Consider the following 17,584-nt stretch of genomic DNA (forward strand, 5'->3'; position numbering starts at 1 on the left):
CAGCGCATCCGGCAGCGAAAGAGCAGATTAGGGTTTTAAGCTTCATGGTTGGTTCCTTCCTTTGAGAAAGTCCGGGCGTTGGATCGCCCGGCCCTTTTGTGCGACGCTTCAGCGTCGAGCTTTGCCTGTCCCCATTCGACGAATGCTGAACATGACGGCAATGACGATGATCACGCCTCGCGCGACGTCCTGTGCGTAGGGCGAAACGGAGAGCAGATTCAGAATGTTGTAGGTGAGGCCGATCACCATCAGTCCAACGAAGCTGAGGCCAATGCTGCCGATCCCCCCGGTGAAGGGAGTGCCGCCGATCACCACGGCCGCGATACCTGAAAGTTCGAACAGCATGCCTGCGGTCGGCTCGCCAACGCCGAGGCGGCCGAGGAACAGAAGACCAGCCAGCGCAGCCAGAACACCATGCAGGGTATAGACGCTACGTTTCATGCCATCGACATTGATGCCCGACCGGTGTGCGCCGACAGGATTGTCACCGACGAGGCAGACGAAGCGCCCGAAAGTCGTATATTTCAATGCGACAGCCGCGAAGATGAAGACCAAGCCGGTCAGGATGACGGGTGCAGGCACCACGCCGATATAGCCGCGACCGAACCAATAGACGAAGTCGGGGGCAAGCTGCGTCGGAATGGTGCGTCCCTCGCTGATGATCAAGGCAAGACCGCGGGCCACGGTCATCATGCCGAGCGTTGCCACAAAGGGCGGTACCTTGCCCCAGGTGATCACGGCACCGTTGACGTATCCGCAGACCGCACCAACCAGCAACACGACTCCGACCATGCCGAATGTGCCGATATGTGGAGCGACGACGGCACCAACGACAGCGGAGAGCGCAAGGATCGATCCGCCGGAGAGATCGATGCCACCCGAGATGATCACGAAAGTCAGACCCACCGCGATCAGCCCCACCATCGTCCATTGCCGGAAGACATTGAAGATATTGTCGGCGGTCAGAAAATGCGGAGACAGAAGGGCGGAAATGATGACGAGGACGATAAGGCCGGTCACTGCAACATTCTGCAGGAGAAGCGCACGAGCGCGGCCCATGACGGAGAGATCATCGGGGGGCAGCCCTGGCGTAACGCTGGTTACAGGCGGATTTTTGGACATTGATATTCTCCCTAAATCAGCGGACGACAGCCGGGACTCGGTCTGCTGGTATCGTTGGCGCCCGGAGGCTGAAGGACCGGATTCCCGATTTTGGGAACCCAGCAGCGGCCGTGCATGAGGCGGGTCCATCAGCAGCAAGAACAGACCGAAGGCAGCCGGTCCTGATGGCATCGTCGAAGAATTGGCCAAGCTCGAAGCGCTTGCCGTTTCCGGCGCAACCAGAAGTCAGCTTTGTATAGACTTGCCCGCGCAGCATACCTTCTCCTGCTCCAAACCTCGGCCTTACGGCAGAGCACACATCCTGGCGCCTCGTGGGGCGCCGACACCTTGTAAGACGAGCAGGATCTCCGTTCTCCGGCACTCCCTTGCAACAGGGCGCACCCATCCAGGCCGCGGTCCGGGGATCTGGAGAGTCTTGAGCGTCTCGATTCCATGGGCGGGCGCTCTCATGGCTCTGCCTCGGCGCCCTTCGGTTCAAAATATCTATAAAAACGTTTTTGGCAAACGTTTTTATTTCGTGCTAATAAAATTGATGTGGCGCGGCTCGAACCGCGTCTTCCTTGAAGAATGCGAGGATGAAGGTGAGGAATCCAAGAAAGCCGCAAGTCACGATCATTGACGTTGCCCGTGAGCTCAAGCTTGCCCCCTCCACGGTTTCCAATGCCTTGCGCGGGAAGCCAGTTGTCGCCGAAGAAACCCGCAAGCGCATCCTCGCTCAATGCAGAGCTATGAACTACGTCGCCTCCCCGGTCGCACGAGCGTTGCGGGAGGGCCGCACGTTCACCGTCGGAGTGCTACTGCCGGACATTGCAAATCCGATTTTCGGCGACATCGTCAAAGGCCTGGATAGCGTCATGGCCGCGTCCGGATTCGCAACACTTCTGGCAAGTACGGAAGGAAGCAGAGAGCGCTTTCTGAGCGCCGCCCGGACTTTTGCCAAGCGCGATGTCGATGCTCTTGTCATGATCTCCCAGCCCGTTGGTGGGGAGGAGTTCGAACGTCTGGTCGAGCTTTGCCCTCCCATTGTCCTGACCCATAGAAAGGCCGCGGGACTGGATCTCGATTATATCGGGATGGACAACCACGGAGGCAGTATGGCCGCGCTTCAGCATCTGGCTGCGCTTGGCCACCGCCGGATCGGATTCATTGGAGGACCAGAGCAATCCTCAGCCGCGCAAGAGCGCTTGGATGGTTATCGGCAAGCTGTGCAAGAGCTCAGCCTAGACCCTGATCCCGCTCTCGTTTGCCCTGGGGACTATACTCTGATGAGCGGGTTCAAGGCCGCTCATCACCTGTTGTCCATCAAGAAGCGTCCAACGGCAATTCTGGCAGCAAATGACCTGATGGCCTGTGCGGTGCTGGATGTTGCGGTTCAGATGGAGCTCACCATTCCCGGCGACCTGTCCGTCATAGGATTTGACGATATCTTCGTGTCCTCTTTCCCGCAGATCGCACTCTCGACAATTCGGCAGCCTGCCAGTGAGATCGGCAATGCGATCGGCCGCAGGCTGATTGAGAGATTCGACAGCGGCAACTGCCCTGCCTGTCATGTTGTCTTGCCAACGCAACTCGTTGTTCGCGCATCCATCGGCCCTCCGGCGCGGCGAAAGAGCACTCTCGGCCGGTTCTCGGAACAGGATCTCAACGCCTACCTACAGAACCGCTGGAAGCCCACCTCGCAAGTTCATCCATAACCGACCGTCCTATCTTTCATCGAGAAACCAACAATGACAAATCAGTCACCCCTCAAGGATATTCGCGTTTTAGATCTCTCCCGCTTCATCGCGGGCCCTTTCTGTGCCATGCAGCTCGGCGATATGGGGGCCGACGTCATCAAGGTCGAGCGAAAGGGTCTTGGCGAAGATACGCGCACGATCGAGCCAAAGGTTGCGGGCGAAAGCCTGTACGTGATGATGTACAATCGCAACAAACGAGGCCTCGCACTTGACTATAGACATCCGGACTCCATCGCGATTCTGAAGGATCTAGCGGCCACGGCCGATATCCTCGTCGAAAATTTCCGGCCGGGAACGCTGGAGGCTATGGGCCTCGACTGGGAGACTCTCCGTACCCTCAATCCACGCCTGATCGTGGTCCGCATTTCCGGCTTCGGTCAGGATGGGCCCTATGCGCGCAGGCCCTGCTTCGATGTCATTGCCCAGGCATCGAGCGGCCTCATGTCCATGACAGGGCCGGCCGACGGGCGCCCAACGATGGCGGGCACGTTCTTGGTTGATTTCACCACGGGTCTTTATGCCACCATCGGTGCCCTAAATGCTTTGAGGGCACGCGAGACAACAGGTCTGGGGCAGATCGTCGACGTCTCGCTGATGGACAGCGCCGTGTCGTTCCTGATGACCGCGATTCCCGAATATCTACTCCTGGGCCGTGAAGTGACCCGCAACGGCAGCCGGGACCGTTACACTGCTCCTGCCAATAACTTCCAAGCTGCCGACGGCGAGTGGGTCCATATTTCGACCGGTAACGACACGCTCTTCCCCCGCTTTGCCAAAAAGGCTGGCCTTGAGCACCTCCTGAGCGACCCGCGTTTCTCGTCGGCAGCAGCCCGCATGCAGAACGTCGATGCTATTGAAGCGGAGGTCGCCGCCTTCGTGGCTGCCCATACGTCGGAAGATGTGGTTCGGATGATGGACGAGGCGGGCGTGCCCTGTGCGAAGGTGGCCCGGATCAGTGATGTCGTGAACAACCCTCAGCTCCACCATCGAAAGCAGATCATCGAAATTGACCACCCTAAGATTGGCAAGCTGCCCATGCATGGTGTTACCGTCAATCTATCCGAAACGCCCGGTGCCATCCGTCGCCCGCCACCGTCCGTCGGCGAGCACACGCACGAGGTTCTTGCCGAGTGGGCGGGCTATGACGAACGGCGGATCGCACAATTGAAAGCGGCGGGCGCGATCTGAGAGCTGCAACCCCGCAGAAAGGAAAGCGGTATGCGCAAGACTACCGATATCCGTGGCATTATATTTGATTTTGACGGAGTCATTCTCGACTCCGTCTCGCTCAAGACAGAGCTGTTCGTGCGGTGCTACGGCGATCAACCCAGCGAAGAGCAGAAGGCTCACATTCGGGAGTACCAGGCGCTTCATGGAGGTGTCGGACGCGGAGAAAAGTTCACCTATTTCGAACGTACCCTCTTCAACCGGGAGCCCACACCGGAGAGCGTTGCCCGATTGTCTCGGCTATATGGTGAATTTCTGGCAGCTGAGATCGAGGCTTGCGGCTACCTGCCGGGCGCACTGCCCTTCCTGACTGCCCTTCATGGCAAGATCCCGCTCCACCTCGTCTCCGGCACCCTGCACGAGGATCTTGTCAGGATTCTCGAACAGCGGGAGCTCACTCGCTTCTTCAGATCCGTAACTGGTTCTCCAATGCGCAAGATCGATGCTTTTCGGAGCATCATTGAAAATGAAGGCTATGATCCTGCCACTATTCTGGCGATTGGCGATGCCATAACGGAGCTCGAGGCGGCAGAGTCTGCTGGCACTCAATTCATCGGGATCGTTACTCAGAGGGAGGAGAACCTGTTTCCTCCCGGAACGATCATCTACCCAGATCTCGCCAGCCTCCATGCCGACTGGCCGAGGCTCGCCACCCCGACCGTCTAGCAAAAGATCAGGTGCCGAGCGGCGCTGCCTCTCCACTGCGCCGCGACAAGGCCGCAACCCGGACCTTCGGCTTTCCGCTCGCCGCAATTCCCGTGGTGCCGCGAACCATAAGACGGGTTGGGAAGATGAGCGTTTGCGGCTCAAGCGGCTCCTTGCTCTGAATGCGCTTCATCAGCAACTGTGCCGCCGCAGCGCCCATGTCACGCTTCGGGAGGTGAATGGTCGTCAGATTGATCCGGGAGAAAGAGGCTAGGGCGATGTCGTCGAAGCCGATCAGCGAGACATTACCCGGCACGTCTATTTGGCGCTCGGAAGCGGCGTTGAGAACGCCCATCGCGCTCATGTCGTTGCTTGCCAGGATCGCCGTGGGCGGCTTCTCAAGCTCCAGAAAGCGCATCGCGGCAGCATATCCGCCCTCGATGCTATAATTGCCGGAGAAGATCAAGTTGGGATCATTGTCGAGCCCGAAGACGCGCACCGCATGCAGGTAAGCGTCGAACCGTTCCTGCGCCGTCGACGATTCATGAGGCCCGCGGATGAAAGCGATGCGCCGATGCCCGAGATCCGTCAGATGCCTCACGGCATCGATCACGCTCGTCAGATTGTCCGCGCCCACATAGTCGTCCGCGTAGCGGTGTGACCGCCGTTGCAGCAGGACGAAGGGCGTCCCGGCGGACAGAAGCTGGCGCACCGCCTCCCCCTCGCAATGCTGAGAGATCAGGACCATGCCGTCAACTTGCTGGTCGAGGAGGGAGCGCATATGAGCGATCTGCCTTCCCTCGTCCCCATCTGTGTTGCACAGAAGGAGCGTGCAGTGCTCGCGGAAGGCGACATCCTCGATCCCGCGCACGAAATCGGGCGAGGCGGGATTGGCGACATCCGCGATGAGAACGCCGATCGTGAAGCTGCGCTGCATCCGCAAGGAGCGGGCGAACTTCGATGCTCGGTAGCCGAGCTTGGCGGCTGCCGCGAGAACGCGCTGCTTGGTTTCCTCGCTGACGTTGGTCTTTCCCGCAAGAGCATTGGAAACGGTCGAGACGGAGACACCGCATTCACGTGCGACGTCATGAATGGTGGCGCGCCTTCTCTCGGAACCATCCACCTCGTCAATGAGATCCATATCCCGTCTACCCTTGGACATTTCTGTTCTTAGACATTTGGAACCACCCGATGAGCAAATCAGAATCGCGTTCCAAATGCATCGGCGGGGCCAACCATCTTGAACGATATAAAATTCTCAGTCGTCGGGTAGAACGTTTTTCGGACGTCCCTCATCCGATTGAGGTATTCTATAAAAAGTTTTACTAAAATCTACCCTTCCGGTTGTAAAGGTGGAGGCCGGCCGAGCTTACCCTCTCCGGGCCGAGTCCCAACGGGATAGACATTCTTCCGGGCAATGCGGCCAGCCACATCGGATAGCCGCGGAAGCGAGCAATGCATTCGGCGACCGACATGGTATCGACCGGGCGCCTCCCTGGCAGACAACCGCGATCCCAGGTTCATTGGCATGAGGAGGCGAACTGATGCTCTGGCTGGCTGTATCTGGCTCTTGAACTCATGGGTCATTAGACCACCGGGGATCGCCATCGCGCCGGCGACGACCACCGCCTATAGTTCTGATCGGCTGGTTCTTGGCAGTCTGTTCAATTCTGGACTGCCCTACTCCCAGACCCTGCGATGGGCCCATCCATCGGCCCATCGCAGATGCTCATAGGAGGCTGCCGGCATGCCTCTCAAGCTCGCCGACAGCCTCGTCTTGCTGCTCGCCGGATCGCCGGCCCTGTTTCGGCCGCCGATGGGCTCCTTACTTGGGATGCACGCAGGACGCCCAGCCCACTGCCGTGAGCTTCGAATCCGAGGCGCGGCGCACCCAGATCTCCAGCTCGACCTTCTGCCGGCCATCGGCCTCGGGCGTCACATTGGTCACGATGCCGGAGATCTCAATGGGATCGAAGACCTCCAGAGGAGAGATGAACTTGACCTGCATCCAGCCGCCGGTGAACCACGCCGCTCCGAAAACTTTGGCCATCAACTCCGCCATGAGGCCAAACTGCTGCTGGCCCTGCACGATCGGCACACGAAGCTCCGCCGCCCGCGCGATATCGAGATCGTTATGCGTGTTGCGGACATACTCGCCGATGCGCGAGAATACGGCGGTCTGTTCGAAGGTCACTGTCTTGGGCAGAGGCTTCAGAACGTCGCCGGGACGTGTCTCGGCATCGACCTTTTCGATAAAGCGCGGATTGGTCGGGATCTCGCCCGTCACCTTACGCTGGGGTGTGTCGCTACCGCGACCGGCGATGCGTCCAGGAACAGTGCGCAGGATCTCGACTCCACGATGCCGCACGATGCTGCGGCCATCCTCGCCAATCGCCTGCGCCTCCATCACCACATACCCCTGTCCACGGCGCTCATAGGCTTCCGTGTAGGTGCCCGACATCGTCACCTTTTCACCGAGCTTGACGGGGCTGTCGAACCACATCTGCTCCTCGGTGTGGAAGCCAACTGTCTTGCTGGCGCGGTATCTCGTCGTGAACAGCTGGACAAGATCATTTCCCAGCAGGGCGGGTTGGCCGATCCGTGCCCCTCCGAAGGGGCTCGCCTCCAGATACCATGGCGAATAGTCGTCCTGTGTGAAGGAGAACCGCTTGATCTTGTGATCGTCCACGGTGATGGTCACCGGCCCTAGAGCTTCTGGGATCTCCAGATTCTCGAAAACCGGCTCTTTCAATCCGGCTTCGAGATCGTCGACCTCGGCGGCGCGGCGAGGATCGGTGAGATCACGCCAGGGCAGAGATGCATCAGTTGAACTCGTCATGTTCTGGTTCCTTTTTCAGTTCCACTGTGGTGGAAGTTCGCAAACTCGATAGTCATCCGTCGCTGCTTATCGGGGTCCTGCAGCATGGCGCATGATCCAAGGCTCATGCACTCCGTCCCCTTCAATGAGACCGTGGCAAGAGCAGCTGCCTCGGATCGATGCGCTCCCGGATCAGGCGAAGCTCTTCGGCTGTGGGAAGCTGGGTCTCAGGCACCGATGTCAAATCGCCTACGTCGAAGCCCGTCGAGTCCCTCACCTCCTCATGCGTCACGCCAGGATGGATGGACCGTACCCTGATCCGGCCGCGGACCTTGTCGAAGTCGAATATGCACTTCGGAGTCACGACCAGCTCGGGTCCACCCCAGTCGAGCCCCAGCTCACGGCGGCCCTCAAGACCGCCGGGATATCCGACGCCGGACACATAATCGACCTTCTCGACGAAGTTCCGCCGGTCATGATGCGGCATCATGATGTATTCTCGCCGGAACAGGGTCATGTGCTCGGGCTGAAGAATGGGGCCGACAAGGCGGACCTTCGGGCGGTCATGCTCTCCGATACAGACGCTGTTGATGTTTCCTGCGACGTCGACCTGAACGGCACTGCTGAATCCGAAGCTGATGTCGCCGCGCTTCAGAACCCATTGCCCCGGGTAATCATAGGTCTGGGCCTCGGCCGGAAGGTCCCGCAGCAAAGCGTCGTGCTCGGAATCCGGCATCGCATCGAGCTGGCTGAAGTCAGGATTGTGATAGCAGCCGGCCAGAAGAAGAGTGAGGTTCGGAGCGTGAGTCAGGCGCGCAAGCTCCATGGCGACGATGGGAACTGCCGTTCCGAAGATCGCTGCGGCCTGTCCCGTCAGCAAGCCTGTGAAGCCGACTTCTCCATCGGCGAAGTCCCGCGCGAGAGCCGCCGCCAATACCTCGTAGAGTGTTGCCGGTGTGTCGGTCATAGGAGCGAATCCATATCTTGGAGGTCGGCCAAGCGTCCCGGGCCGATTGCTTCTGCGTAAGCGCTCTGGTCCGGAAGCCGGTAGACATAGTCATCAAGGTATTGGCGGAATGCTTCCTCTGAACCCGATGCTTCTGCGTATTTGGCGAGGTGCACCTCGTCCGCCAGGTAACGTCCGAGAACAGGCGTCGGGTGAGCGCCGTAAGGGGCATGCACGACCGCCTTTGTTCGGTAGGACGGTATTTCCACAAGCCTCGCATGACGGCGGATGAACGAACTCGAGACGATCTTTTCCGCCGTGACGATGACCTTGTCGCAGGAGCGCACCATCAAGACATCGCCGCTCTGCGGCAGCAGGCGCCGTGCCGGAATGACGACATTTCCGCGCTCGTCCGCCGCGATGGCGTGGATGACGACGATATCGGGTTCGGCAGCGGGAACCGCGAAGAGCGGACGGCCCGTCATCGGACAAGGAAACTCCTTGATGTCTTTGTTATAGGTAACGACATCGTTCCCGCCGAGAAAAGGGATGGGCCAGAACTTGAGACCTTCCTGGCTCGCGCGGAAGCGGTCCCAGCTGACCATTTCAGGATAGTCGACGACCTTGAGATTCCCCCGCTCCACGGACCGGCGGAAGTTCCGCGCAAGGCCGAACTTCTCAAGCCCAACATACGACGTTTCAACCTGCTTGATGCATCCCGCTGCAGCAAGCATATCGATATCGTAAGAATTGGCGGTTCCAACGATGGTCAGGTCCCGACGGGCTTGGCGGATGAGCTCCCGGACGAAAGCCATCGGCTTTTGGTATACGGCGAAGCCACCCAGCGCGACGCGGGAGCCATCGTGTACCATGCTCGCGGCTTCTGCCATCGATATCAGTTTTGAACTCGGTGCGCTCATTCAGCTATCTTCTATCTTATCTGGATATCAGCACTGTCGTTCCCCGGAGGAAGCCGGATGCTGGCCATTCCAGTTTGGATTGCGTCTATGCCTCGATGTATGGAATGCCACGGTCATCTGCGGCGCAGCTCTTGTACTGCGCTGCACGTAACCCGCCCTCCGCTACCCTGCTGACTGCTGCCGCCGCAGCATGCTCCACCATACGGCGAGGATGATCACCAGTCCCTGGGCGATGAGGAAGATGATCGGGTCCAGGCCGTTGAGTACCATCCCGTTTCGCAGCACAGCGACGAAGAACACGCCAAGAATCGTTCCGATGATGCGGCCCGCCCCGCCGTTCAGGCTTGTGCCACCGACGATGACCGCCGCAATGACATCGAGCTCCATCAATTCACCGACTGTTGCACTGCCGGCATTCAACCGACCCACGAGCATCACGCCGGCCAGAGCGGCGAGAAGCTGAACGATGACCAACACGGCGATCCTCAGGCTCCCCACGCGAACGCCGTACCGGGACGCGGTAACGGCATTTCCACCAACAGCGTAAATATGCCTGCCGAAACGGGTCTGGGTCAGGACGATCCAGCCAGTCGCGATAACGATGAGCATTGCCCAAACCGGCACGGGAAGCCCAAGCACATGTCCGTACCAAATGAATGCGAGTGAGGATGGCAAGGGGCCGATGGTAAGACCCTCGCTGATATAGAAAGCGGTTCCCCGCAACGCGGACAACAGCCCGAGCGTCGTGATGAATGTTGGAATGGCCCAGACGACGCGCAGCATTCCGGTGAAGCAGCCGACGAGGGCCGCCAGTGCAAGAACCGCTGAACAAGCGACGAACATGGGTAGGCCGGCCTGAACGACGAGCAGCGCGAACAGCGTCCCTGACAGACCAACCATGGCGCCGACAGATAGGTCGATCTCACCTGCGATAATTACCATCGTCATGCCGACAGCAATGATGGCGATCACGGAGGTCTGCTGCATCAGCGTGACGAAGTTCTCGGGACTGAAAAAGTTCGGCGCCGTGAAGCTGAAGACCGCGATCAGGAAAGCAAGAGCAATTGCAACTCCGATCTCCGCCCGCCATGAGCTCAAGTCAAGCTTATGATGATTGGCCTGCCGTGCCGTTACTGAGACGTTTGTTGCCATATTGCTCATTCTATCAACCCACGTATCGCCTTCTGGGACAGCACCGGATGCAGGTTCTGCATCCGGTGATAGTACCGAAGCATCTTCAGTTCGAGAGCGACTTCACGAAGTCCAGATACTCGTTGACCGACTTCGGATCGTCGCGGGTGTACAGGCGCGCCGGCACATTGATCTGACGCGGCAGCTTCTCGCCACGGAAAGATTTTGCAGCCGTCTCCACGGCGGTGTAGCCGATCATGTAGGGCTGCTGATCGGAAACGGCCTGCAAGGTGCTCGAGGGATCCAGCAGCATCTGCGCCAATTCTTGGCTCATATCGATCCCGTAGAGCTTTGCCTTGGCGTTCGAGCGACGAGCTGCGGCAGCAGCGCCGGACAGAGCACCGGAGTTGGATACCCAGATCATCTCGGTTGCCGGATTGCGCTGCAGGATGTTCTCGAAGGCGTTCGCCCCCTGTTCTGGCGTTGCCGCGGCCACTTCGGCCACGTATGTCACGTTACCGCCTTCCAGGGCCGAGACGACGCCACTCCGGCGGGCCTGCATGTTCGGATTCGTCGGTGGAAGAGTGATCAGTCCGACTGTGGTTGCCGCGCCCGACTTGGCATCGATCAGCTTACGCATCTGCTTGCCGACCTCGCCCGCAAGCTGTCGGCTATCAACGCCGACGGTGTGGCTCGAGATGGAGTCATCTACAAAGCGGGTGTCGTAGTCCACGATCATGATGTTGCGGCTCTTCGCCCGCTGCGCAGCAGCGGCCGAGGCCTGCGTGTCCAACGGCGGCATGACAATGATGTTGACACCCCGGGTCGCGAAGTCTTCGACGAGCTGCCCCTCGGTCGCCAGCTGCCTGCGGTTCAGGCCAATCTGCAAGTCGACCCCGAGCTTCTTGGCGGCATCGTTCATGCCACGCTCGACCTGCTGCCAGTACTGGGAGTCGCGAGCATAGATGATGCCGCCGACCTTGAGACGCTCCTGCGCCTCACCGGCGGGCGCCAAAGCTATTGTCATGATCGACGCAGCGAGCGCCACAATCATTTTCTTCATGGTGTCCTCCCTTCTATGCGACGAGACGTCGTGATCCCGCATTCTGTGCCCTGACCGCACCGGACTCAGTGGTAGCCTTGAGGCCGCAGCGGCAAGTGGCCCCTTGCTGATGGCTGGCGGGGGCTCTGTTAAAAACGTTTTTTAAAAAACGTTTCGATAAAAAAGCACAGCAACCCGGCTTCGTCAACACCACTCATGCGGCATTCTTTTAAGGCGCTGGCGAGTTTATTCGGCGGAGGCGGCAGGCGAGGCCGTCCTCACAACTGCCAAGGCTTGTGCGGCTGGCTTCCTCGCATTGCCGCGGGGCTTCCCGGCTGGCGGCACAACCGACCCTCTTATGATCAGCTTTGTCGGAAGGACGATCTGCTGCGGGCGGGACGAAGGTTGCCGGATCTTTCTCATCAGTAGTTCCGCGGCGGCAATGCCTATGTCCCGCTTTTGCAACTGGATCGTTGTCAAATCAATTCGCCGGAACGATGCCAATGATATATCATCCAATCCAATGACCGAGAGGTCGCTTGGCACGGTCAGGTCTGCGTCCAGGGCAGATTGGATGATCCCGAGAGCATTGATGTCGCTGCTGGCCAGAATGCAGGTCGGGCGCCGGCGCATCGCACAGAAGCATTGCCCCGCCGTGACCCCGCTGTCGAAGGTGTAGTCGCCTCGATAAATCAGATCCTGTTCGACCTTCAGCTTCAGGCTATCCGCTACCGCGAGGAAGGTCTCTAGACGCTCCCTCGCGGCACTTGAATCATCTGGCCCCTGCACGAAGCCAATCCGCCGATGACCAAGCGAATGGGCATAATGAATGGCTTGGCTCAGACCCTCGCAGTTGTCGGATCCGACGTAATTGTCTTTGTGTCTCGCGCTGCGCCGCTGAACCAACACGAACGGGACGGAGGCGTCCAGAAGCTCGCGCACCTTAGCCGATGTGCAATGCTGGGAAATGAGGACCATTCCGTCGACCTGCCGGTCGATCAGCGTACGCATATGCGAAAGCTGCTTCTCCTCATCCCCATCCGTATTGCAAAGCAGGAGCGTGCATTTCTCGCGGAGGACCACGTCCTCTACGCCCCGCACGAAATCTGCCGAAGACGGGTTTGAAACGTCCGCAATGAGAACACCGATAGTAAAGCTTCTCTGCATTCGCAGCGCGCGTGCGACAACAGAGGCTCTGTAGCCGAGCTTTTCAGCAGCCGCCCGCACGAGAGCTCGCGTCTCGTCGCTCACATAAGTCTTGCCCGCCAAAGCGTTGGATACTGTAGACAGAGCGAGGCCTGTCTCGTGCGCCACATCTTTGATCGTGACCCGCTTCCTGTCTCTCATTTCGTCATTTCCCGTTGGTCATTCACGACCACAAAGAACCTGATGATGAACAAGGCCCCATATTGACGGGGCCGCCACCGATTGTATATGTAAAAATGAAACGTTTTTCCAAAAACGTTTTCGTGCCGGTCGCCAGCGTCTCGAGATTGCTGTTGGCTCAACACAGCCGTCTCTGGCGGCATCGCGAATAAGGCCTGTCTACGGAAGTTAGACAGAGGCATGAAATCGTATTGGGAGAGTCGCCGATGGGAATGCTACAATGGCACACTGCCTGTCGGCCGAACGATTGCGCTATGGAGGCGGCACGATGACACGACCCGTTCTGCTCGAAGCTTCTGACATCAAGAAGAACTATGGGGCCGTCCAGGCGCTCCGCGGTGTCGATCTGACCATCCGCGCAGGCGAGACGATTGCCCTCGTCGGTGATAACGGCGCCGGTAAGAGCACCCTCGTCAAGATTCTCTCCGGAGCGATCCGTCCGTCTTCCGGCATGATCAAATTCAATGGAAAAGAGGTTTCGATCTCGTCGACCGATGTTGCTCGGTCCCTGGGCATCGAGACCGTGTACCAGGACCTCGGGCTCTGCAATAATCTGAATGTTGCAGAGAATGTCTTTCTCGGCCGCGAGGAGATCCGCAAGCTCGGACCGTTCCGCTTTCTCAACAAGAAGGTTATGAGAGACAAGGCAGCGATTGCGCTGAGCGGCCTTTCAATCAACACTCCTCATCCCAATGCGAATGTTGCAGGCCTGAGCGGCGGTCAGCGTCAGGCCGTGGCTATTGCCCGCACGAAGCTGTGGCACAGTGGCCTCGTCCTGCTTGACGAGCCCACCGCCGCACTGGGTGTACAGGAGACGAAGCGTGCGATGGATGCGGTTCGTCAGCTTCAGGCAGAGGGTGTCTCCATCGTCCTGATCACCCACAACATGCCCATGGTCAAGGAGATGAGCCAGCGCGTCGTGGTTCTCAGGCAAGGCACGAAGGTGGGCGACATTCCCACAGCCGCAGCCTCCGGCGACGATATCGTCTCGCTGATTACGGGCGCGCGGCAGCAGTGGATCGAAGCCGCCTAAGCTCACAAGAGGTCAGGTATCTCGACAATGGCGACACATTCCAAAATCGTCTCTCTCGAAGAGGCGATCAGCACTATTCCTGACGGAGCCTCCCTCACTGGAGGAGGATTCGCGCACTCCCATCAGCCCCTCGCCTTTCTTCGCGGGCTGATCAAGGCCGGCCGTAAGGACCTCACGCTCATGGGCGTTGCCGAATGCTGGGTTGCGGAATTTCTGGCTGCGGCGGGCGTTCTGAAACGCGCCTACTTTTCGAACTTCATGTTTGAGGGATATGGCCGTTGTCGGCGCTTCTCCGAAGGCGTCGAAAATGGAACTATCGAGGTTGAGGATCACAGCCATTTCGGCATGGTGATGCGCCTGATGGCAAGCGGGCTCGGCCTCCCCTTCATGCCGCTGAAGGCAATGGCTGGTACCGATATTCTCAACCAGCCAGGCTTCGAGGACCCTGCGGAAAAGTCTCGGTTTCTCCCCTCGCCGTTCGGAAACGGCAATGTCACCGTCGTATCCCCTCTTCAGCCTGACTTCGCCATCATTCATGCGGCCCGCGCGGACAAACACGGAAATGTGCAGCTCTTTGGCACGACTTCGGTCGTCGAAGAGCAGGCCAGGGCCGCGAGGACCGTCATCGTAACGGTTGAAGAGATTGTCGACACGGATGTGATTCGGGAGCAGCCATCGCTCACGATCATTCCCGGTTTGATGGTCGACATGATCGTGCACGTTCCTTATGGCGCTCATCCCACCGGCGTCTACGGATATTATGAGCACGACAGCGAGCATCTGGCGGAATATTACCGTGCCTCCCGTTCGCCAGAGGACACTGCGAAATGGCTTGACCGCTGGGTTTTCCAGATGCCGGATCACTGGAGCTATCTGGATACGATCGGAGCGCGAAAGCTCCTGAGCCTCCGGGTGGACCCGCATCTTGGCTATCTTAGCAAGGAAAAGACTGATGCCTGAGATCAGCCCTGACGAATACATGGCTGTAGCCGCGTCGCAGGAAATCAGGGACGGAGAGACAGCCTTCATCGGCACCGGACTTCCCATGGTGGCGGCCTATCTGGCGAAGGCCACGCATGCTCCGCGTGTCAATCTCGTCTTCGAGTCGGGCATCATCGATCCGGCTCCCATCGAATTGGCGAGCGGCGTCGGCGATTACCGTCTTGCTTACGGTTCGACCAAGATCGCAGGCACATTCTATGCATTGAGCCTTCTGCAACAGGGAAAGGTCGATATCGGATTTCTGGGGACCGCCGAAATCGACCGGTACGGGAATCTCAACTCGACCGCCATTGGACCCTATCGGCGGCCCAAGGTGCGCCTGCCGGGCAGCGGTGGCGCCAACGATATCGCGAGCATGGCCAAGCGATTCGTTGTTATTTGCCGTGTGGATCGCAAGCGCTTCGTGGAAAAGCTGAATTATCTCACGACACCTGGCTTTCTCAGCGGTCCGGAAGCCCGTGAGGCCGCGGGACTTCCAGGCGCCGGACCAGTGCGTGTTATTACGGACCTCGGCATCCTGGGATTTGACCCCGTGACGAAGCAGATGCAGATCGAGCAGTGCTTCCCGAGCATAACGCCAGACAGGATCAAAGAGAACATCAGCTTCGAGATTTCCGAGGCGCCATCCATCAAAGAAGCGCCCACTCCCAGCTGCGAGCAACTTCACTTGCTTCGAACGCAGATCGATCCGGATGGAGTCTACGTCAAGCAACCTTAGGACACACGCGCCGAAGCAAAGCGAGCGGAAGATCATAGATGTCGACTGGAAGAGATAAAGTCCTGACGCCATCCGAGGCTGTTGCCTTGATCAAGGATGGCGATCTTGTCGCAATCGGAGGCCACGCGACACGGGGTCGCCCAATGGCACTCGTGCGCGAAGTCATCCGGCAGGGTCGAAGGCGACTTCACATTGCCGGAGTGAACAACAGCATCGATGTCGACATGCTTGTTGGAGCCGGATGCGTCGAGACCGTCGAAACGGCCGATGTTGGAATGAGTGAACTCGGCGTCACACAGAACTACCGTCGCGCAAACGAGAGCGGATCGATTCAGGTCATTGACCATTCTGAGAAGACTGCGATGGGTCGGTTTCATGCAGCCTCAATCGGAGCCCCCTATCTTCCATTGAAAATGGAATCTGGACGCGACCGTCTTGCAAAGAACCCCCATCTAAGGCCCGTCACAGATGTCTTCACCGACGAGCCATGGATGGCCGTTGAGGCTATACGTCCAGATGTTGCAATCATCCATGCGCATACGGCTGATGAGGAGGGTAATGTCCAGCTGGATCAAGAGAGCTGGCATCTCAACTCCTCGGACATCATGATTGCCAAGTCGGCCAGGACGGTCATTGTTTCCGTGGAACAGATCATCAGCGCCGAAGCTATCAAGAGCCGCCCTGCCAATACAATTTTATCAAGTTTAGAGGTTACGTGTGTCGTTGAGACACCGTATGGGGCACACCCTTGCGGCTGCGATGGTCGATACACGCATGACCAAGAGCATCTGGATCGCTATCTCACCGCCTCCGCAACAGTGGCAGGTTTCGAGAAATGGCTCGGCGACTACGTAAGGTCGCCGGCTGATAACTATGACTATCTCAAGTGTATCGGCATGAAACGTCTGATGGAGATCAGCACAAAAAGGCTCGCTCGCCAGTAACAACTCATACTGGATGGATGCGCTACAAGTACAGCCTTGCGCCAGAGGGGCGGAAGCGATCCCAGCCTAGGGTCACGATGCGGTGAACCGCTTGAATTGCTCAACACGGAAGGACCGCGTCTGCCTGATATGCTTCGCATGTCCCTTGCGGATCATACGCATCATTTTGATGCTATCCAGAATTACGCGAGCGCTGTTCACCGGCATGAACCCGAGCATCGGTCGAACCCGCCTCTTGATGGCCCGATGATCCTGCTCAATGTGATTTTTGAGGTAAATGCTTTGTCGGATTTCGATCGGCTTCAGCTTGCGCCTTGACCTGTCCCGCTGTCGCGCCGTGGTATCGCACGTCAGGATCGCCTCTCTATTGGCCCGTCTGCCATGGATGACGATCTGCTGAGGGCGGACATGACGCTCAAGGGCGCCGCTTGGTGACGAGCGACTGATCGAGCGATGAAACTGGTTGGAACGGCGATCGGCTGCACAACACCTTCATTGGGCCAAAGCTGCAGGCATAGGCGTTTGCCGGTCAGCAAGGGAGGGCGGCACTCGCAGTCGAGGGGCTCCATCGCATGATCTGAACTGGCAAGCCAGTTTCCAGCCGGGTCGGATGAACCCGATCATGGAGTGGCTCCGCTCAGCTCCATGGATCATCCATGCACCAATGCCGATCGTAAGCTTACAAGGGCTTACGTTCGAAATGTGCCAAGGAGGCGATGCTCGGATCGAGGCGCATAGAATGAGCGCCCAAGGCAAAGACTAACGACATCGTGTTTGACATGCGATTGAGCCCCCTGATCGGCTGTTTCACTTGATCGTCTCAAGCTGGCCGAACCGGACAGGAAGCAGTTCCTGTACTCTTGTCTGAGCCCCCTCACCCTTCTCGCTTACCGTGAGCCGCTGCATCTCTTCGG

General features: G+C 58.6%; 15 protein-coding genes and 1 pseudogene. 7 read left to right on the forward strand and 9 right to left on the reverse strand.

Features of this window, described 5'->3' with window-relative positions:
- Positions 1–108: 108 nt before the first annotated feature.
- Positions 109–1,122, reverse strand: coding sequence for an ABC transporter permease (locus tag ACUXUR_RS16520; RefSeq protein ID WP_445503438.1), 1,014 nt, complete (start codon positions 1,120–1,122; stop codon positions 109–111).
- Positions 1,123–1,703: 581 nt separating this feature from the next.
- On the opposite strand from ACUXUR_RS16520, the gene ACUXUR_RS16525 reads away from it, so the two are divergent.
- Genes ACUXUR_RS16525 through ACUXUR_RS16535 form a run of 3 tightly spaced genes read left to right on the forward strand, consistent with a single transcriptional unit; the run spans position 1,704 to position 4,751 of the window.
- Complete coding sequence (locus tag ACUXUR_RS16525; RefSeq protein WP_445503439.1) at positions 1,704–2,816, forward strand: LacI family DNA-binding transcriptional regulator; 1,113 nt, start codon at positions 1,704–1,706, stop codon at positions 2,814–2,816.
- A gap of 33 nt (positions 2,817–2,849) precedes the next feature.
- On the forward strand, positions 2,850–4,046 hold the full coding sequence (locus tag ACUXUR_RS16530) for a CaiB/BaiF CoA transferase family protein (protein ID WP_445503440.1): 1,197 nt from the start codon (positions 2,850–2,852) through the stop codon (positions 4,044–4,046).
- A gap of 30 nt (positions 4,047–4,076) precedes the next feature.
- On the forward strand, positions 4,077–4,751 hold the full coding sequence (locus ACUXUR_RS16535) for an HAD family hydrolase (protein ID WP_445503441.1): 675 nt from the start codon (positions 4,077–4,079) through the stop codon (positions 4,749–4,751).
- Positions 4,752–4,758: 7 nt separating this feature from the next.
- Here the strand turns inward: ACUXUR_RS16535 and ACUXUR_RS16540 are convergent, their stop codons facing one another.
- From ACUXUR_RS16540 to ACUXUR_RS16570, 7 genes are all read right to left on the reverse strand, one after another.
- Complete coding sequence (locus ACUXUR_RS16540) at positions 4,759–5,871, reverse strand: LacI family DNA-binding transcriptional regulator (RefSeq protein WP_445503442.1); 1,113 nt, start codon at positions 5,869–5,871, stop codon at positions 4,759–4,761.
- Positions 5,872–6,555: 684 nt separating this feature from the next.
- Entirely contained in the window at positions 6,556–7,569 is a 1,014-nt protein-coding gene (locus tag ACUXUR_RS16545; RefSeq protein WP_445503443.1) for a hypothetical protein, read from the reverse strand.
- A gap of 121 nt (positions 7,570–7,690) precedes the next feature.
- Positions 7,691–8,515 carry a CoA-transferase gene (locus ACUXUR_RS16550; protein WP_445503444.1) on the reverse strand — a complete coding sequence of 275 codons (825 nt, stop codon included), beginning with the start codon at positions 8,513–8,515 and terminating at the stop codon, positions 7,691–7,693.
- The gene (locus ACUXUR_RS16555; protein WP_445503445.1) at positions 8,512–9,414 is read right to left on the reverse strand and encodes a CoA transferase subunit A; all 903 of its coding nucleotides are present in this window, start codon (positions 9,412–9,414) and stop codon (positions 8,512–8,514) included. The genes ACUXUR_RS16550 and ACUXUR_RS16555 overlap by 4 nt, the downstream gene beginning before the upstream one ends.
- A 162-nt stretch (positions 9,415–9,576) precedes the next feature.
- Positions 9,577–10,566, reverse strand: a complete 990-nt coding sequence (locus tag ACUXUR_RS16560) for an ABC transporter permease (protein WP_445503446.1) — start codon at positions 10,564–10,566, stop codon at positions 9,577–9,579.
- A gap of 85 nt (positions 10,567–10,651) precedes the next feature.
- Positions 10,652–11,608, reverse strand: a complete 957-nt coding sequence (locus ACUXUR_RS16565) for a sugar ABC transporter substrate-binding protein (RefSeq protein WP_445503447.1) — start codon at positions 11,606–11,608, stop codon at positions 10,652–10,654.
- A 225-nt stretch (positions 11,609–11,833) separates the two neighbouring features.
- Positions 11,834–12,934, reverse strand: a complete 1,101-nt coding sequence (locus ACUXUR_RS16570) for a LacI family DNA-binding transcriptional regulator (RefSeq protein WP_445503448.1) — start codon at positions 12,932–12,934, stop codon at positions 11,834–11,836.
- Positions 12,935–13,241: 307 nt separating this feature from the next.
- On the opposite strand from ACUXUR_RS16570, the gene ACUXUR_RS16575 reads away from it, so the two are divergent.
- Genes ACUXUR_RS16575 through ACUXUR_RS16590 form a run of 4 tightly spaced genes read left to right on the forward strand, consistent with a single transcriptional unit; the run spans position 13,242 to position 16,670 of the window.
- Positions 13,242–14,006 carry an ATP-binding cassette domain-containing protein gene (locus ACUXUR_RS16575; protein WP_445503449.1) on the forward strand — a complete coding sequence of 255 codons (765 nt, stop codon included), beginning with the start codon at positions 13,242–13,244 and terminating at the stop codon, positions 14,004–14,006.
- 27 nt (positions 14,007–14,033) lie between these two features.
- Positions 14,034–14,966, forward strand: a complete 933-nt coding sequence (locus ACUXUR_RS16580) for a CoA transferase subunit A (protein WP_445503450.1) — start codon at positions 14,034–14,036, stop codon at positions 14,964–14,966.
- Positions 14,959–15,726, forward strand: a complete 768-nt coding sequence (locus tag ACUXUR_RS16585) for a CoA-transferase subunit beta (protein WP_445503451.1) — start codon at positions 14,959–14,961, stop codon at positions 15,724–15,726. Before ACUXUR_RS16580 ends, ACUXUR_RS16585 begins: the two co-directional genes overlap by 8 nt.
- 38 nt (positions 15,727–15,764) lie before the next feature.
- The gene (locus ACUXUR_RS16590; RefSeq protein WP_445503452.1) at positions 15,765–16,670 is read left to right on the forward strand and encodes a CoA transferase subunit A; all 906 of its coding nucleotides are present in this window, start codon (positions 15,765–15,767) and stop codon (positions 16,668–16,670) included.
- A gap of 72 nt (positions 16,671–16,742) precedes the next feature.
- Here ACUXUR_RS16590 and ACUXUR_RS16595 read toward each other — a convergent pair.
- Positions 16,743–17,093 (reverse strand): annotated as a pseudogene (locus ACUXUR_RS16595) (DDE-type integrase/transposase/recombinase); the annotation flags it as partial.
- Between the last annotated feature and the right edge of the window lie 491 nt (positions 17,094–17,584).

This window comes from Microvirga medicaginis (genome assembly GCF_052658925.1).